This window comes from Zobellia barbeyronii (assembly GCF_018603515.1).
In the GTDB taxonomy this organism is placed as follows: Bacteria; Bacteroidota; Bacteroidia; order Flavobacteriales; family Flavobacteriaceae; genus Zobellia; species Zobellia barbeyronii.
The window spans coordinates 570,618-596,021 of sequence record NZ_JACATN010000003.1; the positions used below are offsets into that span (position 1 = coordinate 570,618).

The 25,404-nt window shown below is 38.3% G+C and carries 5 protein-coding genes; all 5 read right to left on the reverse strand.

Annotated features, from left to right (window positions below):
• Positions 1 to 56: 56 nt before the first annotated feature.
• The 5 genes from HW347_RS10980 to HW347_RS11000 all read right to left on the reverse strand — a co-directional run bounded on the left by HW347_RS10980 (position 57) and on the right by HW347_RS11000 (position 25,392).
• Entirely contained in the window at positions 57 to 11,300 is an 11,244-nt protein-coding gene (locus tag HW347_RS10980) for a beta strand repeat-containing protein (RefSeq protein WP_214611912.1), read from the reverse strand.
• A gap of 542 nt (positions 11,301 to 11,842) precedes the next feature.
• Positions 11,843 to 16,342: a beta strand repeat-containing protein gene (locus tag HW347_RS10985; RefSeq protein ID WP_214611913.1), complete on the reverse strand. Its 4,500-nt coding sequence runs from the start codon at positions 16,340 to 16,342 to the stop codon at positions 11,843 to 11,845.
• A gap of 291 nt (positions 16,343 to 16,633) precedes the next feature.
• Positions 16,634 to 22,159: a hypothetical protein gene (locus HW347_RS10990; protein WP_214611914.1), complete on the reverse strand. Its 5,526-nt coding sequence runs from the start codon at positions 22,157 to 22,159 to the stop codon at positions 16,634 to 16,636.
• 325 nt (positions 22,160 to 22,484) lie between these two features.
• Positions 22,485 to 24,422 (reverse strand): OmpA family protein, encoded by a 1,938-nt coding sequence (locus HW347_RS10995; RefSeq protein ID WP_214611915.1) that lies wholly within the window; start codon positions 24,420 to 24,422, stop codon positions 22,485 to 22,487.
• 10 nt (positions 24,423 to 24,432) lie between these two features.
• Positions 24,433 to 25,392 carry a PorP/SprF family type IX secretion system membrane protein gene (locus tag HW347_RS11000; RefSeq protein ID WP_214611916.1) on the reverse strand — a complete coding sequence of 320 codons (960 nt, stop codon included), beginning with the start codon at positions 25,390 to 25,392 and terminating at the stop codon, positions 24,433 to 24,435.
• Positions 25,393 to 25,404: the final 12 nt, after the last annotated feature.

A 25,404-nucleotide genomic window follows, 5' to 3' on the forward strand; every position in this document is an offset into this window, starting at 1 on the left:
AGAACAAGTTTTTTATATGTAGATTTTGCTTTCAAATCGATTGGTTATCGTTTAGATTATTTTACTACAAAAACTACATTAATCAATGAGTTGTAACTAGCAGGCTGACCAATAACGTCATACGTCATTACACCTGCCGCGTTTACATTTACATTAGCAAACACAGCCGTATCATAAAACGTTACATAATAATACAACTCCGTATTAGCATAGGTTGGAATAGCTGCTGGTGCCGAGGCACTCGCTACCATTGGCGAACCATATTGAGCAACATATTGAGCGTGTAAATCTATAGTTCTTCCCGTACCATTTGTTGAAGCGTCTACTTCTATAGAAGGTGGATAGAAAATCTTAGAAGCTTTTAATGAATTAACTTCAACAAGATCGCCATCTGCTTCCACGCCCATTAATGAAGTTGGCGTTCCCGTTATAGCATTTGATCCATAATCAGAAAAACGTACTGTACCACCTTCTACATCTAATTTTGCATCTGGTGAACTGGTTCCTATACCTACTTCATCAGATGAAGCATCTGTAAATAATAGGTGGGTATTCGTATCACCCTCTACTCTAAAATCAAAGTTGCCACCTGTTTCATTGATTGTTACCCTATTATCTATTCTAGTATATTTATTAAACAAATTGCCTGTACCGAAACCATTGGTGCCATGCGTATTAATTCTTAACCAACCATCAGTTGCCCTTAAGGTTTCTTTACTATTCATGTATAGGTAATCATTTATTTCAACATTACCCTCTACATCTAAAGCTCTATTATTTGTTATAGTAGTTGTACCAATACCCACATTTCCTTCCGTAAAAATATTGTCGGTTATGGCATCTGGAGCAGATGTTCCGCCTACTTCATACCAGTCATGATCAGCTAATCCACTCAAATCAACACTATTTCCTGAAGTTGCAGGATTAGTTAATGTAAGAGTTGAGCCGGTTAATTCTAAATCTTGTAATTCGTTCGTTGCATCAGAATCAGCATCCCTAATATCTATTGTTGTATTTGTACCATCATTAATTTGTACTTCAACCGATTGATTTGGTACAACAACAGCACTAGTAAGATTTTGATCATCTCTAAAATCGGTAAGATCTACTGTTGTATTAGACCCTGTTCCGTTTGCTAAAGTGATGATGTTTCCGGCAAGACTAATTTGTTGGTTATCTGTGTTTGCTAAGCTTGATAAATTTACTGTTTGACTGCTACCTTCCTCAATACCAATCGTTAGTGTAGTTCCTGATAAACCTGAACCTTGTATACTTTGGTTATCTGCCAAAGCAGCCAAGCTTACCGTATCAGAACTACCATTTTCAATACCAACAGTTAAAGTATTTCCAGAAAAAGTTAAATTCCGAATGCTTTGGTTATCCGTACCTGAATTATCTAAGTGTGATAAGTTTACAGTTTGACTGCTACCATCCTCAATACCTACAGTAAGCACATTAGAACTTGTATTTACAGCAAGACTTTCTATATTTTGATTATCGGTACCAGTATTATCTAAGTGAGATAAATCTACAGTCTGACTTGTACCGTCTTCAATACCTACGGTCAATACATTTGATGTTGTATTAACTGCTAGACTCTCTATATTTTGATTATCACTACTTGCAGGAAAGTTTACTGATAAATTATAGTCGTCATTTGTCTCTGTTAAGGTCACAGAACCATCTGTTGAGGTTAGTGTCTGGATTTCGTTTGTAATGTCTCCATCTACTTCCGTACCGGTAACTACATAAGGACTTGCGGTTGTTCCTGAACCGGTAACCGAGTTTATACCTGCTCCGTTTACGATTGTCTCCGAACCATCGGCAGTTGGGATAGTAACTGTGTTACCACCCGTTATGCTCAACTGATCGCCAGCTATTCCTAAATCTTGGATTTCATTGGTTGCATCGTTATCATTGTTCGCAGGAATCGTTATTGATAAATCAAAATCGTCTCCCGTTCTTACTACGTCTACAGAACCATCTGATGATGCTACTGTCTGGATTTCATTCGTGTCATTGTTCGCATAAGGACTCAAATCGATTGCAGTTGCGGTAGGATCATCACTTAAAGTAAGGTTATCACCTGTCAAGCTTAAATCCTGAAATTCATTCGTTGCATCGTTATCGTTGTTCGCAGGAATCGTTATCGATAAATCAAAATCGTCTCCCGTTCTAACTACATCTACAGAACCATCTGATGATGCCACTGTCTGAATTTCATTGGTTGCATCGTTATCGTTGTTCGCAGGAATTGTTATCGATAAATCAAAATCGTCTCCAGTTCTCACGACATCCACAGAACCATCTGATGATGCCACTGTCTGGATTTCGTTCGTGATATCATTATCGTTGTTCGCAGGAATAGTTATCGATAAATCAAAATCGTCTCCAGTTCTCACGACATCCACAGAACCATCTGATGATGCCACTGTCTGGATTTCGTTCGTGATATCATTATCGTTGTTCGCAGGAATAGTTATCGATAAATCGAAGTCGTCTCCTGTTCTTACTACATCCACAGAACCATCTGCTGATGCCACTGTCTGAATTTCATTGGTTGCATCGTTATCGTTGTTCGCAGGAATTGTTATTGATAAATCAAAATCGTCTCCCGTTCTTACTACATCCACAGAACTATCGGCTGATGCCACTGTCTGGATTTCGTTCGTGATATCTCCATCCACTTCAGTTCCAGTAACTATATAAGGACTTGCAGTTGTACCTGAACCAGTTACCGCATTGATACCTGCTCCGTTTACGATTGTCTCCGAACCATCGGCAGTTGGGATAGTAACTGTGTTACCACCCGTTATGCTCAACTGATCGCCAGCTATTCCTAAATCTTGGATTTCATTGGTTGCATCGTTATCGTTGTTCGTAGGAATCGTTATTGATAAATCAAAATCGTCTCCAGTTCTTACCACATCCACAGAACCATCCGCTGATGCCACTGTCTGGATTTCATTCGTGTCATTGTTCGCATAAGGACTCAAATCGATTGCCGTAGCGGTAGGGTCATCACTTAAAGTAAGGTTATCACCTGTTAAGCTCAAATCCTGAAATTCATTCGTTGCATCGTTATCGTTGTTCGTAGGAATCGTTATCGACAAATCAAAATCGTCTCCCGTTCTTACTACATCTACAGAACCATCTGATGATGCTACTGTCTGAATTTCGTTTGTAATATCTCCATCCACTTCAGTACCGGTAACTACATAAGGACTTGCTGTTGTTCCTGAACCGGTAACCGAGTTTATACCTGCTCCGTTTACGATTGTCTCCGAACCATCGGCAGTTGGGATAGTAACTGTGTTACCACCCGTTATGCTCAACTGATCTCCAGCTATTCCTAAATCTTGGATTTCATTGGTTGCATCGTTATCATTGTTTGCAGGAATCGTTATCGACAAATCAAAATCGTCTCCTGTTCTCACAACATCCACAGAACCATCGGCTGAGGCTACTGTCTGTATTTCATTCGTATCATTGTTCGCATAAGGACTCAAATCGATTGCAGTTGCGGTAGGGTCATCACTTAAAGTAAGGTTGTCACCTGTTAAGCTCAAATCCTGAAATTCATTCGTTGCATCGTTATCGTTGTTCGTAGGAATCGTTATTGACAAATCAAAATCGTCTCCCGTTCTAACTACATCTACAGAACCATCTGATGATGCTACTGTCTGGATTTCGTTTGTAATGTCTCCATCTACTTCCGTACCGGTTACAACATAAGGACTGGCGGTTGTACCTGAACCAGTTACCGCATTGATACCTGCTCCGTTAACTACCGTTTCTGAACCATCGGCGGCAGCGACAGATAAATCATAATCATCACCTGATGGTGTTAATGTTACAGAACCATCGGTCGATGTTAATGTCTGTATTTCGTTTGTAATGTCTCCATCTACTTCCGTACCGGTAACGACATAAGGACTGGCAGTTGTTCCTGAACCGGTAACAGAGTTGATACCTGCTCCGTTTACGATTGTCTCCGAACCATCGGCAGTTGGGATAGTAACTGTGTTACCACCCGTTATGCTCAACTGATCTCCAACTATTCCTAAATCTTGGATTTCATTGGTTGCATCGGCATCCGCATCGTCAACATTATCAATACTACTAATTTGATAAGGACTGCCCGTTGAACCGTCTCCGGTTACCGTAACATTTGCATTTCCTGATTCAACTTTTGTTTCTGTTCCGTCCGCAGTTGGGATAGTAACCGTGTTACCACCCGTTATGCTCAACTGATCTCCAGCTATTCCTAAATCTTGGATTTCATTGGTTGCATCGTTATCGTTGTTCGTAGGAATCGTTATCGACAAATCAAAATCGTCTCCTGTTCTCACAACATCCACAGAACCATCGGCTGAGGCTACTGTCTGTATTTCATTCGTATCATTGTTCGCATAAGGACTCAAATCGATTGCAGTAGCGGTAGGATCATCACTTAAAGTAAGGTTGTCACCTGTTAAGCTTAAATCCTGAAATTCATTGGTTGCATCGTTATCGTTGTTCGCAGGAATAGTTATCGATAAATCGAAGTCGTCTCCTGTTCTTACTACTTCCACAGAACCATCTGCTGATGCCACTGTCTGTATTTCATTCGTGTCATTATTCGCATAAGGACTCAAATCGATTGCAGTTGCGGTAGGATCATCACTTAAAGTAAGGTTGTCACCTGTCAAGCTTAAATCCTGAAATTCATTCGTTGCATCGTTATCGTTGTTCGCAGGAATCGTTATTGATAAATCAAAATCGTCTCCCGTTCTTACTACATCTACAGAACCATCCGCTGATGCCACTGTCTGAATTTCGTTCGTGATATCGTTATCGTTGTTCGCAGGAATAGTTATCGATAAATCGAAGTCGTCTCCTGTTCTTACTACATCCACAGAACCATCTGCTGATGCTACTGTCTGGATTTCGTTCGTGTCATTGTTCGCATAAGGACTCAAATCGATTGCAGTTGCGGTAGGGTCATCACTTAAAGTAAGATTGTCACCTGTTAAGCTCAAATCCTGAAATTCATTCGTTGCATCGTTATCGTTGTTCGTAGGAATCGTTATCGATAAATCAAAATCGTCTCCCGTTCTTACTACATCTACAGAACCATCTGCTGATGCCACTGTCTGTATTTCATTCGTATCATTGTTCGCATAAGGACTCAAATCGATTGCAGTTGCGGTAGGGTCATCACTTAAAGTAAGGTTATCACCTGTTAAGCTTAAATCCTGGAATTCATTGGTTGCATCGTTATCGTTGTTCGTAGGAATCGTTATCGATAAATCAAAATCGTCTCCCGTTCTTACTACATCTACAGAACCATCCGCTGATGCCACTGTCTGGATTTCGTTGTTTGGATCTGGATCCGCATCAGGGCTAGCATTTCCACCTACTTGTTGCCATGTACTACCATCGTAGACATATAGTTGTCCCGTTAAAGTATCTACATAAGTTTCTCCACTATTAGTACCTGTAGTTCCTGTTGCGGCAGGCGTACCCGCATCAACAAAGGTAAGTTCGTTAGTAATATCTCCATCCACTTCAGTTCCGGTAACTACATAAGGACTTGCAGTCGTACCTGAACCGGTAACAGCGTTGATACCTGCTCCGTTTACTACCGTTTCTGAACCATCGGCGGAAGGAAGCGTAATTGTATTACCACCTGTTATACTTAATTGATCTCCAGCTATTCCTAAATCTTGGATTTCATTGGTTGCATCGTTATCATTGTTTGCAGGAATCGTTATCGATAAATCAAAATCATCTCCTGTTCTTACTACATCCACAGAACCATCCGCTGATGCCACTGTCTGGATTTCATTCGTGTCATTGTTCGCATAAGGACTCAAATCGATTGCAGTTGCGGTAGGGTCATCACTTAAAGTAAGGTTGTCACCTGTTAAGCTCAAATCCTGAAATTCATTGGTTGCATCGTTATCGTTGTTCGTAGGAATCGTTATCGATAAATCGAAATCGTCTCCCGTTCTTACTACATCTACAGAACCATCCGCTGAGGCTACTGTCTGGATTTCATTCGTGTCATTGTTCGCATAAGGACTCAAATCGATTGCAGTAGCGGTAGGGTCATCACTTAAAGTAAGGTTGTCACCTGTTAAGCTCAAATCCTGAAATTCATTGGTTGCATCGTTATCGTTGTTCGTAGGAATTGTTATTGACAAATCAAAATCGTCTCCTGTTCTTACTACATCTACAGAACCATCCGCTGATGCCACTGTCTGAATTTCGTTCGTGATATCGTTATCGTTGTTCGCAGGAATTGTTATTGATAAATCAAAATCGTCTCCTGTTCTTACTACATCCACAGAACCATCTGCTGATGCTACTGTCTGGATTTCGTTTGTAATGTCTCCATCCACTTCCGTTCCGGTTACAACATAAGGACTGGCAGTTGTTCCTGAACCAGTTACCGCATTGATACCTGCTCCGTTTACGATTGTCTCCGAACCATCGGCAGTTGGGATAGTAACCGTGTTACCACCCGTTATGCTCAACTGATCTCCAGCTATTCCTAAATCTTGGATTTCATTCGTTGCATCGTTATCGTTGTTCGCAGGAATGGTTATCGATAAATCAAAATCGTCTCCCGTTCTTACTACATCTACAGAACCATCCGCTGATGCTACTGTCTGGATTTCATTCGTATCATTATTCGCATAAGGACTCAAATCGATTGCAGTTGCGGTAGGGTCATCGCTTAAAGTAAGGTTGTCACCTGTTAAGCTCAAATCCTGAAATTCATTGGTTGCATCGTTATCATTGTTAGCAGGAATTGTTATCGATAAATCGAAATCGTCTCCCGTTCTTACTACGTCTACAGAACCATCGGCTGAGGCTACTGACTGGATTTCATTGGTTGCATCGTTATCGTTATTCGCAGGAATGGTTATCGATAAATCAAAATCGTCTCCCGTTCTCACAACATCCACAGAACCATCTGCTGAGGCTACTGTCTGTATTTCATTCGTATCATTGTTCGCATAAGGACTCAAATCGATTGCAGTTGCGGTAGGGTCATCACTTAAAGTAAGGTTGTCACCTGTCAAGCTCAAATCCTGAAATTCATTCGTTGCATCGTTATCGTTATTCGCAGGAATGGTTATCGATAAATCAAAATCGTCTCCCGTTCTTACTACGTCTACAGAACCATCTGCTGAGGCTACTGTCTGGATTTCATTATTTGGATTACCATCTAAATCTGGTGATGCATTTCCACCTACAGCATTCCATGTAGTACCGTCGTAAACATATAATTGTCCAGCAACCTCATCTACATAAGTAACCCCACTATTACTTGGTGTTACAGTTGGAGAACCATTACCTAATAAGGTAAGTTCGTTAGTTACATCTGAATCAGCATCACGGATATCAATATCAAAGTTACTTCCTCGTTCCAAAGCAACATTTACTAATTCATTTGGAGTAGTAACCGTACTACTTATTTGTTGGTTATCACTAGCATTGGCAGCTAAATCTTCTAACGCTTCTTGAACTGTAGTTTCGTTTACCGTATCTCCGTCAACATCAAAAGGGGCATCCAAAAGAACTTCCGTAGCATTTTGCTCATCTAAATCTACACTACTGATTTGATAAGGACTAGCGATAGAACCATCTCCTGTTACCGTAACATTGGCATTTCCTGATTCAACTTTTGTTTCTGTACCATCTACAACAGCTACAGAAAGATCATAATCATTCCCTGAAGGTGTTAATGTTACTGAACCATCTGTTGATGTTAAGGTCTGTATTTCGTTTGATGCGTTTGCATCTGCATCATCTACATTTAAGCTAATTGCATTTCCTTCGGATATACTAACATTACCAGGATTACCATCCGTACTTAACGTTTGGTCATCACTGGCATTAGCAGCTAAATCTTCCAATGCTTCTTGAACTGTAGTTTCGTTTACTGTATCTCCGTCTACATCAAAAGGAGTGTTCAAAGCTACTTCCGTAGCATCTTGAATCTCATTGGTTGCATCGGCATCGGCATCTTGAATGTTTATTGTAGTAGAACCACCGCGTTCTAAATCGATATTGACTGTTTCGTTTACTATTCCAACAGCACTACTCACCTGCTGGTTATCACTAGCATTGGCAGCTAAATCTTCTAATGCTTCTTGAACTGTAGTTTCGTTTACTGTATCTCCATCAACATCAAAAGGAGCATCCAATGGAACTTCCGTTGCATTTTGCTCATCTAAATCTACACTACTGATTTGATAAGGAGTGGCCGTAGACCCATCTCCTGTTACCGTAACATTTGCATTTCCTGATTCAACTTTAGTTTCTGTACCATCTACAACAGCTACAGATAAATCATAGTCGTTTCCTGATGGCGTTAATGTTACCGATCCATCTGTAGAAGTAAGTGTCTGTAATTCATTATTTGGGTCTGGATCAGCATCTGGTGCTGCACTACCTCCGACTTGCTGCCAAGTTGTTCCGTCAAAAACATATAATTGCCCTGCAACATCATCAACATAAGTAACACCTGAATTTGAAGGTATTACTACTGGTGCGCCACTATCTATTAAGGTAAGTTCATTCGTTTCATCTTCGTCAGGATCGGTAGAAGTAACCGTATAGTTTCCGTTTCCGTCATCAGCTACCGAAATGGCACCTGTTCCAGCAATTACCGTTTCTACAAGAGATGATAAGTCAACGCTCGTTGAACTTCCTCTTTCTATATCTATTTGAAGTTGATTTGTTCCACTTAAAGTTGCACCTGTCAAATTCTGATTATCGCTAGCGTTGGCTGCTAAATCAATAATAGCTTCTTCCACTGTTGTTTCATCTACGCTATCACCATCAACATCCAAAGGAGTTGTTAAGTTGACTTCCGATGCTTCTTGATCATCAGTACCATCAAAACTCGTTGGCGTTCCATTCTCTGATGTATAGGTATAGTTTACACTATCAGCTGTGGACAATGTTGTAATCGTCTCATCTATTTCTGTAAACGTTCCATCGGCTTGTGTTACCGTGGCAATTAGATTACCGGCAACGACATCTGTAATAGCGATGCCGTTCGTGTTGATATCTACATCCGTTCCATCTCCATTGGTGAATCGGTACAGACCGCCACCTAAATCAGTAATATCAGATTTGGCTACCGTTACACTATTTCCGGCTTCATCTACTAAAGTGATGTTACCATCATTATTATCTTCTATTCGTACGATGCTCTCTTGAATGGAAACCGTTGTTCCATCTTCCTTTTCATAAAGACCTATTTCATTTCCACTAGTTGAAGTACCGGTGATATTTGTTATGGTTTCGTCTATTTCCGTAAAAGTTCCATCGGCTTGTGTTACCGTGGCAATTAAATTACCGGCAACGACATCTGTAATAGCGATGCCGTTCGTGTTGATATCTACATCGGTTCCATCTCCATTAGTGAATCGGTACAGACCGCCACCTAGATCCGTGATATCTGATTTAGCTACGGTTACACTATTTCCAGCTTCATCTACTAAGGTGATGTTACCATCATTATTATCCTCTATTCGTACAATGCTCTCTTGAATGGAAACCGTTGTTCCGTCTTCCTTTTCGTAAACACCTATTTCATTTCCACTAGTTGAAGTGCCGGTGATATTTGTTATGGTTTCGTCTATTTCTGTAAACGTTCCATCGGCTTGTGTTACCGTGGCAATTAGATTACCGGCAACGACATCTGTTATAGCAATGCCATTCGTGTTGATATCTACATCCGTTCCATCTCCATTGGTGAATCGGTACAGACCGCCACCTAAATCCGTGATATCTGATTTAGCTACGGTTACACTGTTTCCGGCTTCATCTACTAAAGTGATGTTACCATCATTATTATCTTCTATTCGTACAATGCTCTCTTGAATGGAAACCGTAGTTCCATCTTCCTTTTCGTAAACACCTATTTCATTTCCACTGGTTGAAGTACCGGTGATATTTGTTATGGTTTCATCTATTTCCGTAAACGTTCCATCGGCTTGTGTTACCGTGGCAATTAAATTACCGGCAACGACATCTGTAATAGCGATGCCGTTCGTGTTGATATCTACATCGGTTCCATCTCCATTAGTGAATCGGTACAGACCGCCACCTAGATCCGTGATATCTGATTTAGCTACGGTTACACTATTTCCAGCTTCATCTACTAAGGTGATGTTACCATCATTATTATCCTCTATTCGTACAATGCTCTCTTGAATGGAAACCGTTGTTCCGTCTTCCTTTTCGTAAACACCTATTTCATTTCCACTAGTTGAAGTGCCGGTGATATTTGTTATGGTTTCGTCTATTTCTGTAAACGTTCCATCGGCTTGTGTTACCGTGGCAATTAGATTACCGGCAACGACATCTGTTATAGCAATGCCATTCGTGTTGATATCTACATCCGTTCCATCTCCATTTGTAAACCTATAAACACCGCCACCTAAATCAGTAATGTCAGATTTGGCTACCGTTACACTGTTTCCGGCTTCATCTACTAAAGTGATGTTGCCATCATTATTATCCTCTATTCGTACAATGCTCTCTTGAATGGAAACCGTAGTTCCATCTTCCTTTTCGTAAACACCTATTTCATTTCCACTGGTTGAAGTACCGGTAATATTCGTAATTGTTTCATTGATGTCCGTGGTAGAACCATCTGCCTCATTAACCGTTGCAATACGATTACCTAATATGACATTATCTATGGACATTCCATTGGTGTCAATTGTCACATCTGTACCATCACCGTTTGTAAACTGGTATACACCACCACCTAAATCTGTTATATCTGATTTAGCTACGGTTACTGTTGCTCCTGATTCATTGGTTAGCGTAATGTTACCATCACCAGCATCACTGATAGTAGTAATTGTTTCATTGATCGTAACTAAATCACCGTTTTCATTTTCATAAACACCAATAGCATTCCCTAATGCAGCCGTTCCCGTTAAGGTAGTAATGGTCTCTACCGGTAGGATAACTGTTGCTGTACCTCCATTTTCAAGTGTAAGAGAAAGTTCTCCACTTACATTATCAAAAGTAAAGTTTTGAAGTTGCTGATCATCGGAAGAGGTCAACTCCCAAGAATCACCATCCCAGAAATAAATTGTACCGGTATCAGTATTGACATAAATATCGCCAATATCTGCTCCTGCAGGAGTAGGTAACCCTGGAGCGGTAACATCTGTACCGCTTAACACCTCGCAATTACATTGGTCTTCTAAATTGACCGTAGTCTGTGCAAATGTTAATCCGGAGATTAGGAAAACTAAGAGTGTAATTATTCTTTTCATGACCATTACTTTACTTAAAATCATATTGTTCAAAATTTCTTCATAGCCACTTGAACAATCGTTACAAGTAGCGAACTATTTTAAACTAAAATCAAAGCTGAAATCTTACCCGGGACATTGTACTTTTTATGTACATTCTTGGTATGGTGAAGAGGAGGTTGGTACTTCCTAAATGCCATTTGGTTTTGAAAAAAAACCTATGTCAAAATTTGGTTAAGTTATTCAGTTTTTGGGTTGTGTAGAATCAATTCAATTGAATATGATCCAATTACACTTTACAAAATTAACCTTAGTGTTAGCAACAGAAAATAATTGTTGTATAAGTGTTAATTACTATTGTATAGGTAGAGAAAGCTGAGGTCTTGGTTTATTTTTTTCTTGTGTCAATCGTCGATAAGTTCAATAATACGACTGACTTACGAGCCATTATCCCGAAAATAAATTCGTTGAAATACCTACTTTTTAACACTAAATGAAATGTTAATTTTACTGATTTAGAAGATAATTTTGGCCCTTTATCTGAGCTCAAATAAGAAAAATTTCTAGTTGGGTTTTACTCTATATGTAATTCTTCTGTTAGTAATAACAGTGTACGCTTTAACCGTACTTAATGGAGAAAATTCAGATGTAGAGTTGGTTAAAGTTGCCGTGGTGGTTATCGTCTTTCCTAACGCTATTCCTGAAGGTAAAGGAATACTAAATTTAAACTTATTGGTGTTATCCGTATTATTGTCTTCATCTGTGTAGGTAGAAATATTTGTCTCCGAATCAGAAGCAGAACCTTCTACCATAGTATTAAGGTAGCGTTGCCCCTCCCCATAGTCATAAATCATTCCCAATGTATTATCACCAATGGTTGCCGTACCTTCATTAATATCCGTAGCAAACAGCTCTATAGTCGCCCCTGGTCTTGACAAGCCTTCTATCACTAAATTAGTTCCTGAAACGAACGCTCCAGTAATTATAGGGAAGTTAACAGCTCCATTAGGGCCATTATCACTATCCCCTGAATCATTAATTGTTACTCCATCACCAAATCCATCTGTTAAATCTAAATCAATACCTAATGCTGCACTAGCCGTTCCGTTTGCATATATAGAATTTCTAGAAATTAAGTTTCCAGATGTATTACCTCCACTTAATACAATTCCTGCTCCGCCATTTGCAGCTATAATATTATTGACTACGGATGAGTTACTGCCGTCTAAACGAATTCCTACGTTGGCATCATCCCCCGTACATTTACCTCCATCTTGACCTGAATTTGTAATTGTATTATCCGTAATCGTTAATGACCCAGTTATTCCTTCTGCATCAATCCCAAGTGAAGCTGCTCTATCTATTAAATTCTGTTGAATAACGATACCAGTACCTCCACTGATTTTTATATTGTCAAAACAAGCATTACTGCCATTGTCCGTAATATGATTATTTTGAATAGTAGTAGATGTTCCACCGGCAACTAAAATACCCTCATCTGTATTTTCTGTAATATAATTGCTATCTATTATAGCTATTCCCCCAGTAACCTCAACACCATAATCTATATTACCTGAAGGATTACCAACAGCATTTACGCCTAATAAACTATGGGACACGGTAGCCGAACCACCTTGAATGATAATTCCGGCATTGTTACCTGCACGAACAGCCAAATTACGCGTTACTACATTGGTTCCGTTTAATTGAAGAACATCTCCACCTGCACTATACAATTCTATTTCTGGTCTCTCAAAATTTGGTAAAGCCGTATTGGAATTCCCTACTCCTGTTCCTCCTAAACCTACTGTTCCAGAATTAGTATTTCCCGAATAGGCCGTTTGCGTACGACCATCAATCACGGTATTTGTGCCTGTTACAACAGGCAACTCGTTAGGGTTTGACATGGTAAAGTTAAAATACCCATTCGCAAAATTATTATCGGCGGCTCTGCCTAAAGGGTCTGCCGTAGAGGGTATCATAAATATTGAAATGTCTTCTCCTGCTACTGGATCAAACAAACTATTGGCTTCTATATCCAAACCTACTTCACCTATGGTATTAGAATTCCTGATAAACTGAGTCAATGAACCCTGGCCGGTTTCATTTGTATTAACAATGGTATTAAAATTAAATCCAAAATTGATACCTACTACACCGTTACCTGCAACCTCTACGGCAGATATACTTTGCGCATTATTAAAAACACCTAAGGAAACATCTTGACCTGCTTTTGGATTAGCCCCTCCTACTTGATTAGTAATATCTATAATATTACCAGAAACCATCTCTGTCTTGTATGTCTGAACCGGATAGCAAGAAGAACAATTTGGCCCATTATCTCTTGTAGATCTTACGGTTGAACTTACCACTTTAACAAAGTAATCTCCATCCGCCATTCCTCCAAATGAATAATTTCCGTTTGCTTCCGTATTTTTTCTCTGGATAAAAGTCCCTGAAGAATCAAAAAGTTCTACAATTGCTCCTGATATTCCTATCCCTCCCGATGTTAATTGATTGCGACCTGCACCTCCTGGATAATTGATATCCTCAAAAACACGGCCTGCAATTAAGTTGGAAGGAACTTTTAATACCACCGCTGCAGAAATAACAAAATCTTGACCTACATCTACATTTGCCGTTACTTCACTATCCGCTGGTTGTATAAATGACGAAATATCATACGTATCTAAATCTACACCATACATATTAGCATTATTATAAACTGGTGGCCCTACGGTGTTATCATAAATTGTAGAATTATAAGAGTTGTTACCCGTTTGTCCCCCATCACCTATCAAAATATTTTTCTGATTTCGCTGGTTGGTAATCGATAGTTCTTCAGGATTAGTTGAACCAGAACTTGAACCATTTAAATCCGGATCACCTTCCCATGATAAAAATGAAGCTTTAGCCCCTGTTCCTGATATGGCATAAAATGAATCTAGCGTAAACGAATTACCATCATTACTAAGTCCATCAAAACCTTGATATAAATTTATATTTACAGCTGGTAAAGAACGGTCTTCATAAAACACCATTAGTGCCCAGCCCCCTAGAACCGTACTGGTAGTACAATATTCTCCCGTATTGTTAATCGTTAAACCACTAAAATCAAAAACATTGCTCGACAAATTAGATACACCTTGCAATATGCTGGTTACATCACTTACATATCCAAAGAAGTTTCTGTTACCCAGAGAGGTTTGATACAGAAAATTAGCAGAAACGCTTTGCCCTTCAAAAATTACATCTGCATCACGAATGGTACTAGAATGAGACCAATATAAATAAGCTCTTTCTACAGTTGCTGTTCCCGGAACCGGAGAAACCAAACTATTGGACGATGATGTCGTAACCGCACAAGGACTAGCTCCATTTGGGCTCGTACGCATGGTACCTCCCGTGGTTGAATAATCATAATACCCATCAAATTCTTGAAATAGTGTTAAAGGGTCATTTGCCAAAATTTGTGAGTTTATGGTTCCTTTTCCTTTATCGTTATAGTTCACGACTGCATATTGAGCAGTTGCTCCTGTAAATTCTATATCAAAATCTTCAGCAAATTCAGGTACACCATCATTAGAAATAGGTACTGATATTGTTTGGACATTATTTAGTTCTCCCGTAAATGTTAAAGTACCTGATGATGCAGTATAATCGCTACCAGCCAGCGCCAAACCATCTACTGTTTGAAAATCTACAGTAAACGGAGATTCTACAAACCCAAAGAAAAATATATTTCTACCATGTGCAGCCCTAGTGGACCTTACTGTGAATACGGCATTACCCACATCTTCATCAAAAGTTATGTCATCAATTACAATAATAGGACCATCAACAAAACAATTAATTTCTGCTTCCCAACCAGCGCCTGTATTGCTTCCGTTAGAAACAAATCTAAATGTTAGACAGCCAGATGCAGCAGAAGAATTTATACTTGTAGGTACATTGGCACTATCATACTGGCCAATTAATGTACCACTGGTATTAGAACCGTCATAAACATATAGTACATCTCCCGAAACAATTTCAAAGCTTGTAAAATTTATATTTATATAAGTATCGGCGGTATCTGGGCAAATGGTATATGTTACATCTTGATTGTTACTGTAATTAGAAAGTCCGCCCGGGTCAAAAAAGGTATCACTACATGTGGTAACGCTACCACCGTCTGTCATTATAAGAGCATCGTCATCTATAATTGTTCCTGTAGCTGTGTCACTAATATCAACCGTTGGATCAGACGCTAATGTAAATTCTAAAGTAAAATTTTCAGGATTTTCTATCGTACCATCATCTAAAATAGGAACGGTAATGGTTTCCGTATCTCCAGCAGTACCATTAAAATTTAAAACACCAGTCCTAGACGTATAGTCGCTTCCATTAACCGCCGAACCATCTACAGTTTGGTAATTCAGCGTAAAAGGTCCTGTAGTATTAGTACCTGTATGCCTAACTGTAAAAGTAGCATTGCCTGAATCTTCATCTACAGTAACATCATTAACCTCTATAACTGGGATAGGTGCGGGAAAAGTTGCCAAAATCTGAAAATTATCGATTAAGGCATAATCATCATTATTCCAATTATTGCCCGATTTTGCAAACCTTACCGTTGTGGTTGCAGAAATAAAACCAGATATGTCTCGCGTATAAGTTCCTGAACTGTTATTCCCACTAATTGTACCTACCGTTGTATAAGATGCTCCACCATTATTGGACACCTCTATTCCCAAAGCTCTACCGTTGGTAAGACTTACAGTCTGCCAATTAAAACTAAGCACTGCTGTTGCAGCCCCATTAAGGTTAGCCGATCTGCGTATATTTTCTGCCCATATATAATAAAGTTCTAGTCTATTGCTACTTATTCTAATATATTGACTGGCAGGGCCATTATTTGTATCCCCTGTTTCTACCCAATCTGTAGAAAAATTAGAACTACCATTATTATTTGAATACGATACACTGCTAAAATTATCACGATAGGTTTCCTGAGCGACCAACTGAAATGAAAACAGCAGCGCTACAAAAATGTAAAGGAATTTTAAAGAGTTATACAACATTCTATATATCTACAAATAACCTAGTTTCTTTGTCAATAGAATTCATTGACCTTCTAACCAGGCAAATATATCTGTATATAAACTGTTAGTATAAATATTGTTGTGTAAGTCCCAAATGTATGCGCAACTGGTAGATTTTTGAATGTCAACTGATTTCTAAAATTACTTAAACCCCTGTAAAACTTCTGTCTTATCGATTAAAAGTCTATCTAAATACGGTTTTAATAAAACTAAATTATATGTTATTTAATAGACCCCTTTTTGTTCGAGTCACTATCTCTATTTAAGAAATTAATTTTTCTTGACCCTCACTGTAATTCGTCTATTAGTAATAACCGATTTCACTTTAATTGTAAGTAAAGCTGCATTTGAAACTTGGGCAGCACAAGTAGTTAACGTACTCGAAACTAAAACTCTATATTGAAAATTATTTTGGGTTAAGTCTACCCCAATAACATTTAAGGTTTCTGTTTGAGTACCTGTATAATCAGGTCCATTAGAGATGTCATTAAAAGTAACTCCTCCATCTGTACTTACTTGCCATTGAAAAGTATCGGCATTAGTAGTATTCACCGTAAAAACAGCATTGTCATTTACAAAAACAGACTGTGTTACTGGTTGCATATCAATGGTAGATTCTGGGATATCAGAAATAATATGCTCCCCTAAATCTACCGGACATTGATTATTACCCCACCTCGCCCATAAATGATATGTACCAGAGGCTAAATTTGAATACGTTACAGAACCACTATTATCTGGCACTAAGGATTCATAAGAAGCTTGATTATCTAAACTAAATTCAATTGATGATCTATTTAAATTATCAGGATAAGTAAAGCTAATTTCTCCATTATCTAAATCACAACTGGATGATGTAACGTTAACTGTAGGATTTGGCGAAGGATAAACTTTTACCCGTACGTCATCTGACATTGTACACCCGTTAGGAAGTGTTACCGTAACCGTATATATCAAATCAGTAATTATTGTAATATCAGCACCAGAATATGTAAAAGTTGGTTGTGCTGCACCAATATTGTCCAAATAAGCTGTTTCAACGGCCGTTGCACCAGACCACACATAACTATAATTTGGGTTTGAGGTTTGACCTATTATTATAGAATCAGATACTTCGCAAACCGTTACATTAGATCCAGCTAAACCAGAAAGGCTTGTAGGTGAAATCATCTCTGCTTCTGAATTTGCACAAGCACATGAGTTATTTGATGATTCAATTACTAGTACTATATTACAAACCCTGTTTGGAGATGTGGTGAAGTCAATAGAACCATTAACAGTACTTGTTGCTGGAATCTGAACTGTCATCGTTTTAGTACCAATTAAAACATCTCCAGCTGAGAAGACTCCATTAGTATCCGCATCATAATACGCTGAAACAATAGTACCAGTTGGCATCATAGTACCAGAAGTATTTTCAATTGAAAAATTGGCACTGACATTCTGATCATTACCACTGACTGTTGCGGTTGTAGATGTTGAGTTTATAACCAAAGTAGATTTTTCGACAGAAATTGTTTCATCAGTCTGCGCCGTAACACTTTGAACAACCGGACAACTTGGTCCACCTGATCCTGAACAGTCAATACTTTGTTCAATTCTTGTAGCTACGTTTAAATCATAATTTTGACAACTCACATCTTCAGGTGAAACAACTTCAATTTCAAAATCGAAGGCAATAAGAGAAGTGACCCCTACTCCATCGGGAATTTGCCATTTTAATATGCGGGTGCCCGCTACTGGATCGGTTGATACTGTTGGTCCTGCAGAAGGACCATTCGTACCTGCTACATACGAACCTGCTACATAATTAAATGCATCGTCTATTGTAGCAACAACAAATTCAATATCCCCATCACTTTCAATACCCTGGTTTGTAATTTCAACTGAAATACCTTCAGTTTCATTACATGCTTGAATAGCATTATCATCAGAAGTGACCGAAATATCGTAATCAATATTAGAAGGTACTTGTGTAACATTTACAGGATTGGTTTTAATTTCACTCTGACCATCATTAGGGTCAATGGCTTGTTGACAACCAGACTCCGCATTTATTTGCGTAATTATCTTACTACCGGATACATAATCGCAGGTAAATGACAATTCAAAATTCACCTTAAATTCATTAGGCTCCGGAACAGATACACCCGGTAGACCATTGGTACCACTAATGGGACTTCCAACAATTGCAGAAATATCTATTGAATATGTATTTGTACCCGCATTAAAAAGAATCAGACCTGAATCTATTGCATAATCGACTGAGTCATAAGTCAAAACCCCTGAAGTATTATCGAGTACCATACCAACAGGCAATTTTATATCTGCGGCCAAAGCGTAAGCAAAGCCATTGGCAGCATTGTTTACGTCTATTGAATACGGTACAACATCGCAAAAATCATAAGTAGCTGGAGGTACACCAAGAGCTGTAGTTACATTAATAGAGGGGTCTTGGGTACTTAATGAAAGTTGAATGACTTCTTCACTACAATTGTAATTACTTCCAGAACTCCCTAAGGGATAACCCGTATCAGGATCGGTAGGGTACTGACTACAATTTTGACCAACCCGTATATCAAAACTATCTGTACCACAAACGGTAAAATCATCAGACCGGATTTCCAATTGTTTACCTGCGCTTGATATGTCTCCTACTTGTGCCCAATATTTACCAGTACCATAGCCAATAAGGGGTATTTCTGTTGTGTTATCCCAAAGTGTTGGTACAATATTGTTATTTGTAATTTCTATAGCAATCCACGTGTTTTGCAAAGAAGCTCCACCAGAGGTTGTATTATTGATATCAACAACCCATTCGGCATTTTGGGTGTTAGTAGAAATTGTAGGCGTAGGTGAACTAACGGTATAACTTAGAGGTAAATATTGTGTATTTCTTACGTTGGTCGATCTTCCCATATTGATAGACCTTCCTGGTAAACTTACATTTCTAAAAATTTCAAATTCTGTACTTGGTAAAACAATTATGCCTAATCTTTCATCGGAAAAAGACCAATCTTCAATAGTGCAATTTGCAACAACATTAAAATTGACGTCTTTAATTGCATAGCTAACGGAGGCTTTTTCTTTTGACCAAGAGCCGTCATTCGTCCAACTGTATCTATGAAACCCTGGTTCTGCATTATAGGTTATAACAGGGTCCGTTATATCATGTAGAAACTCTCCATAACCTCTATAACTGGAGGTTCCAGGTACATAATCAACTCCAACTGGAACTAAAATATCTACTACTTTAGGTATCGCAAAATTTCGAAATTCATTAGGAAAAAGATCCCCTAATATAGAATAAGTTGCATGATGAAACCGTATTCCCATTCCAAATTCATTACAACCATCAATGGTTAAACTTTGTTGTACCACTTGCGTAGTTGGTACATCTTTATAAGCTAAGACCCCAAACTCTTCCGTAAGAAAATTACAAGTATGTTCCGTTGGATTAGCCGCAGAAGTTACAGGAGATGAAACCAAAATTCCGGTCATAGGCATATACCTAGTATTGGAAATAGAACTATTTTCAGAGACCTTCAAATCTACATCGATAATATATCTATCACCAAGCCCCGGTGTTATTGTTGAAAAATCACCTCCCAATACATCTACTGAATGATTGCTTTTTCCTCCATTATTCTGAACATAAGAATACTGACCTAGATTATTTGATACTGATGAAGCACCTCCACCACTAGGAAGGTATTCAACTTGTATTGCTTTTATACCTCCGTCTGATTGTGTACCAAACCAGTTATTAGCATCATATTCAAGTAACGCCTTAGCAGAAGTAAGATTTGTTTCATTTACATCAATCTCAACATGCCATCTAACCATATCGCCCTCAAGCACATGATCTAAACGTAGACCAGAGGTACTTGCTGGAATTGGAGTAGACTCAGTCATATCAGTATATCCTAAAGTAGTACGATCTAATGAGAAATTAGATACGCAAACCGATGGTCCACCACTTGGACAGGTGACTGTAAACGTAGGACCGTCTTCACAAATGTGTATAGGTTCGTATGTGGAATCACCTTTTAAATGATATTCATAAGATATACCCCCAGCAAAACTGCCAGAACAGGTTGGGTCTACCATTAATGGAATTTTTGGGTTTCTACTAATTAAATACCCATAGGTAGGTGCAGAAATAGAAGAGTATATAGCAACTCCCGTTGCTGCATTAAAACTAAGTAAATCAAAAGGTTCCGATTGCCATACTCCGTTTCCATTTGGTATGATACCTGGAGGTAAAGTATAGTGAACTTCCCAATGCATACCTGGAATACTGGTTGTCGTTGGTGTTTGACTACTTGAAGTACTTATAAAAAAATCAAAAGTATCTCCAGGACCAAAATTAGCACTTCCACTAGATGAATTAATATTTGTTGCTATGGATTGCGTGTTGTAAAAACTCCAAGGACGCCACGTATTCAATCCGTTATTAGGAACGTTCAAACTTATTGAACTGCCGCATTGGTCTGTGTATTCGTAAGCCCAACGTACCATTGAATAACCTGCATTCATGCGATCACAAGCAGTGTCATTATTTGAATCTAATAGATAGTTATATGCTAGTTCTGCTTCTAAGACCAATGAATTGCCAACTGGTAAATCATCAAAAAATCCATCTCCATCTAAATCTTCTAAACCAACTCCAACCCCGTCAGGATCTGTTGTCAATTGAAAATCAGCAAGACTACCTTCTGTTCCTTGGTTGGCAAAAGATGTCCCGTCTACATTAAAATTAGACCAGGTATAAATGTTATAATCAGCAGGAATATAGGTCGCACCTCCATTACTAAAACCTAAATCAAGCGTAAGGTTATAAATGTCACCCGCACCTGTGCCATCATTCCGTAATAAGAATTCAGCGGTATCGGTAGTGGTTAATCCTGGCCAGGCTCTTTTGACTACTCTAGTATATAAGTCCGGGGCTCCTGAAGCTAAAGCAATACCTGACGTAGAAGTATTACCTGATTCACACGCGTTAGCACCAGTAATACAACCCCCATAAGCTGCTTGATATGTTATGGTTTCTCCCGCACCAGACGGGCAATTTAAAAGTTTTGCCGTTACAGTTATTGAAATATTTTCACTCTGTTCAAAGCGCGAATCATTATCACCAATAGCTGAAATTTCCACAGCATTCAATTCTAAGGTATCTGTAACCATGCCTCCTACTGGTATACCTAAAGAAAAATTTCCTGTACCTCCATATGAAATAGAAATATTATCGGAATGTACAATATAAGCTACCACATTGTTACTGTAGGCATTAGAATTTACGGGGTCGTTACCAATTGTAAAGGTAAAATCTTGAGTTTCTTTAACACGTAATGAACCTGATAAAGGTGTAATAGCATTATCAACTTCCAAAGATGAATACAAAACTGATGGGTAATCAACAGTTGTTGAAATAGAAGGATTGCTGATGAGCGTATGTTCAATTTCTGGATCTATCATTGTTGAACACCCTGTCTGAACCGTATATGTTATGTCTATAAAACTTATTGTTCCAATAAGAGGTGCTGCAATAGTAAATATTGGGTTATTAGGATTAGTGGCATCTACTGAAACCCCTGCAACAGGAGATACAAGTGCCACGAACTCTGATTGGGTAGGTAATTGAACACTTACCTGTTCATCTGCTCCAGTGGTACCATAAAGCCTAAATTGAAATGTAGACGAATCGCCACAAGCAACAACCTCCGTTGGAACATCAGTTGACGGGTTAACCACAATATTTTGCGCTTTTAGACCTGCTGTGCTCAAAAGAAGCATCGCTACTAAAATGTAAAAGAATTTTATCGGGCTATACAACATCCTATGTACCTACAAATAACTCATCATATTCGTCAACAGAATTGATTGACACAGTTATTAGGTAAATATATCTGTACTTAAGTTGCTATGAGAAAAATTGTTGTGTAGACCTAAAATGTAGGTGTAACCGGTGTTTTTTTCAATGTAAGCAGATTTACAAAAACGCTTAAACACCTGTAAACATTATACCCTATCGATTAAATACCTCGCTATATAATGATATTGAAACAAAAAAAGGCAGCTATTTTAATAGCTGCCTTTCCTAATTTATGTAAAATAAATTTTATTCTAAAATGATGAATTCCGATCTTCTGTTCAACTCATGGTCTTTATCAGAACATTTGACGCCATTAGCACATTTGTTAATCAGTTTTGTCTCACCAAAACCTTCTCCATCTAAACGTTCTTTATCTATTCCCTTTTTTACCATATAATTTACGGTAGATTCAGCTCTCTTTTGTGAAAGCCAAAGGTTATAGGAATCCTTACCTCTACTATCCGTATGTGAATTTACCTTGATTCTCAAACTTGGATATTTCTCCATGGCTGCGATTACTTTCTCAACCTCTATTTCAGAATCTTTACGAATGTCATATTTGTTAAAGTTGAAGTAAATAGTACTTAACTGTAATAGTTTGGCTAAATCGTCACCAAACCCAGCTGTTATAGAGCTTCTCTCTAAATAAAAGTCTATTACTTTAGGTTCTCCATCAGATTTTCCTAAGTATTCTTCAGAAGGCACATAACCTTCTGTCATAGCTCTTACGAAATTGCCTTGCGTACAATCTAGCAATAAATCGTATTTACCTTCGGCATCTGTAATAGCAGACATGATTTCCTCATTATTCTCGTCTATAACTTTAACGGATGCACCAATAAGTGGTTCGTTAGAAATCTTATCCCTTACCACACCAGAAATAGCTTGCTCACAATCAATAAGCAAAGGCTTCGTTTCTAAAACAGCGTAAATATCATCAGCACCTTGTCCTTCTGCTCGGTTAGAGGCAAAATATCCTTTTCTTGTTTCTTCATTAAAAATGAACGTAAAATCGTCCATTCTTCCATTTACGGGTTCACCAACATTCATTACATTTCCGTCCAATCTACCATTGGCTATTTTAGAAGCAAAAATATCTAATCCCCCAAGCCCCGGATGTCCATCTGAAGAAAAATATAAAACATCTTCACTCGTTACAAAAGGAAAGGTTTCTCTAGCCTCCGTATTGATAACTGGACCTAAGTTTTCAGGAGTACCATAAGTTCCATCTTCATTTATGGCTACCTTAAAAATATCGGATTCACCTAAAGTGCCTGGCATATCTGACGCAAAGTATAATGCTTTTTCATCTGAACTTAATGTTGGATGAGCTACTGAGTAATCATTACTATTAAAAGGTAGTTCTTCAATTTCAGACCATACGCCTTCTACCATTTTAGCCTTGAATATCTTAAGACGTATTACTCCTGTTTCGTCTTTGACATACTTACCTTCCTTAAAGTTATTACGAGTAAAATATAGTATGTTACCATCTTTGCTTACAGTAGAAGTTGATTCATGCAATCTTGTATTAACGTGATCCCCGAATTTAATAACAAACCCTTGCGAAACACTATCTGCATTCACCTTGTACAAGTCCAAGAAATCTTTTGAATTCCATGTGTGACGGTAGCGAGCAAAGTTTCCAGTATCTCTATCCGAAGAGAAAATAAGACCTTCTTTATAGAAAGAAGGAGCAAACTCTGAATACGGGGAGTTATACTGAAAAGGTGATACATTGTATCTTCCAGAGTTTCTCTTTATATCGTTTAAATAGTCTTCCTCATCTTTATAAGCAGTTGCTCTAGCATCATCAGAAGTAGCCTCTAAGAATTTAGCCATAATGGCTTTTGAACCCTCGTAATCTTCTAAAGTCTTTAAAGTTTGAGCGTATCTAAAATAATACTCTGGACCAATTTCATCCGGATACTCGTCTACTAATCTTTTATACGTATTAGATGCATCTTCATAATCTGCATTGTAATAGTAAGAGTTTCCTAATTTCTTAAGTAAATCTGCAGAAGCGTACCCGCGATCTAATACCTTTTTATAAATATCAATAGCTGGGCTGAAAGAATATTCGTCATATTTTTCATTGGCTTTGGTAATCAACTTTTCTTGGGCAAAACCACTTAAGCCCATCAAAAAGACCAAAACAAATAGAATGTGTATTTTTTTTATCATAAGGCAAGGTTTAGAAGAAACGAGGAGAAACCAGTTTTTCAAATGATTTTACCAATTCCCATCTTAGAAAAATTTCAAAAGATCCGCTATTGAACTGAGTACTACCAAAATCGGTTGTTTCTTTATCATAAGCCAATCCTAACATAATTTGATCAGATACTTGAAAACCAGCTAAGGCACTTACGGCAGCATCCCATCTGTAACCCGCACCAAAAGAGAACTTGTCTGCAAAAAGGAAGTTAGCAGATACATCTACCTGAAGTGGCGCTCCACCAACAACTTTGGTTAAAAGTGCCGGTTTGAACTTAAAATTATCATTCAAATCAAATACGTAACCAGTAATTAAATAAAAGTTAACACGGTCTTTAGCCAAAAAGTCAATATCATTCGCATCGGAATTAGAAGTATCAAAATGTTCTATCTCCAACAAATTTGGAGCAGAAAGACCAGCATAGAATTTATCTGTATGATAGTACATACCCAAACCTACGTTTGGAGAAAATCGATTTTCAATATTATCCGTTCCTACAGCCTCCTCAAATCCGGGTCTTTGCCTTAATTGGTCAAAATCCAAATTAAGGATATTACCTCCTAATTTCAAACCAAAAGATAATTTAGCTTTAAGAGAAACATCTATCGAATACGAAATTAATCCATCAATATAAGTTTCTTGAACCGTACCTTCCCCTATCTTATCATTAACAATAGACAATCCGTACCCCACACTACTATTTCTTATGGGCGAATGTAAGTTAATGGTAAAAGTCTCCGGTGAACCGTCTAAACCTACCCATTGCGACCTGTAGAGACCTGCTATACTAAGCTGTCCTCTAGAGCCTGCATAGGCTGGGTTAACGCTCATAGTATTGAACATATACTGAGTGTATTGAGCATCTTGCTGGGCCGAAGCCGTTTGGCAATAGACCAACACCAAGAATAGGGCTGCTAGTAGTTTGTTTTTTATAATCATGCCTACTTTATA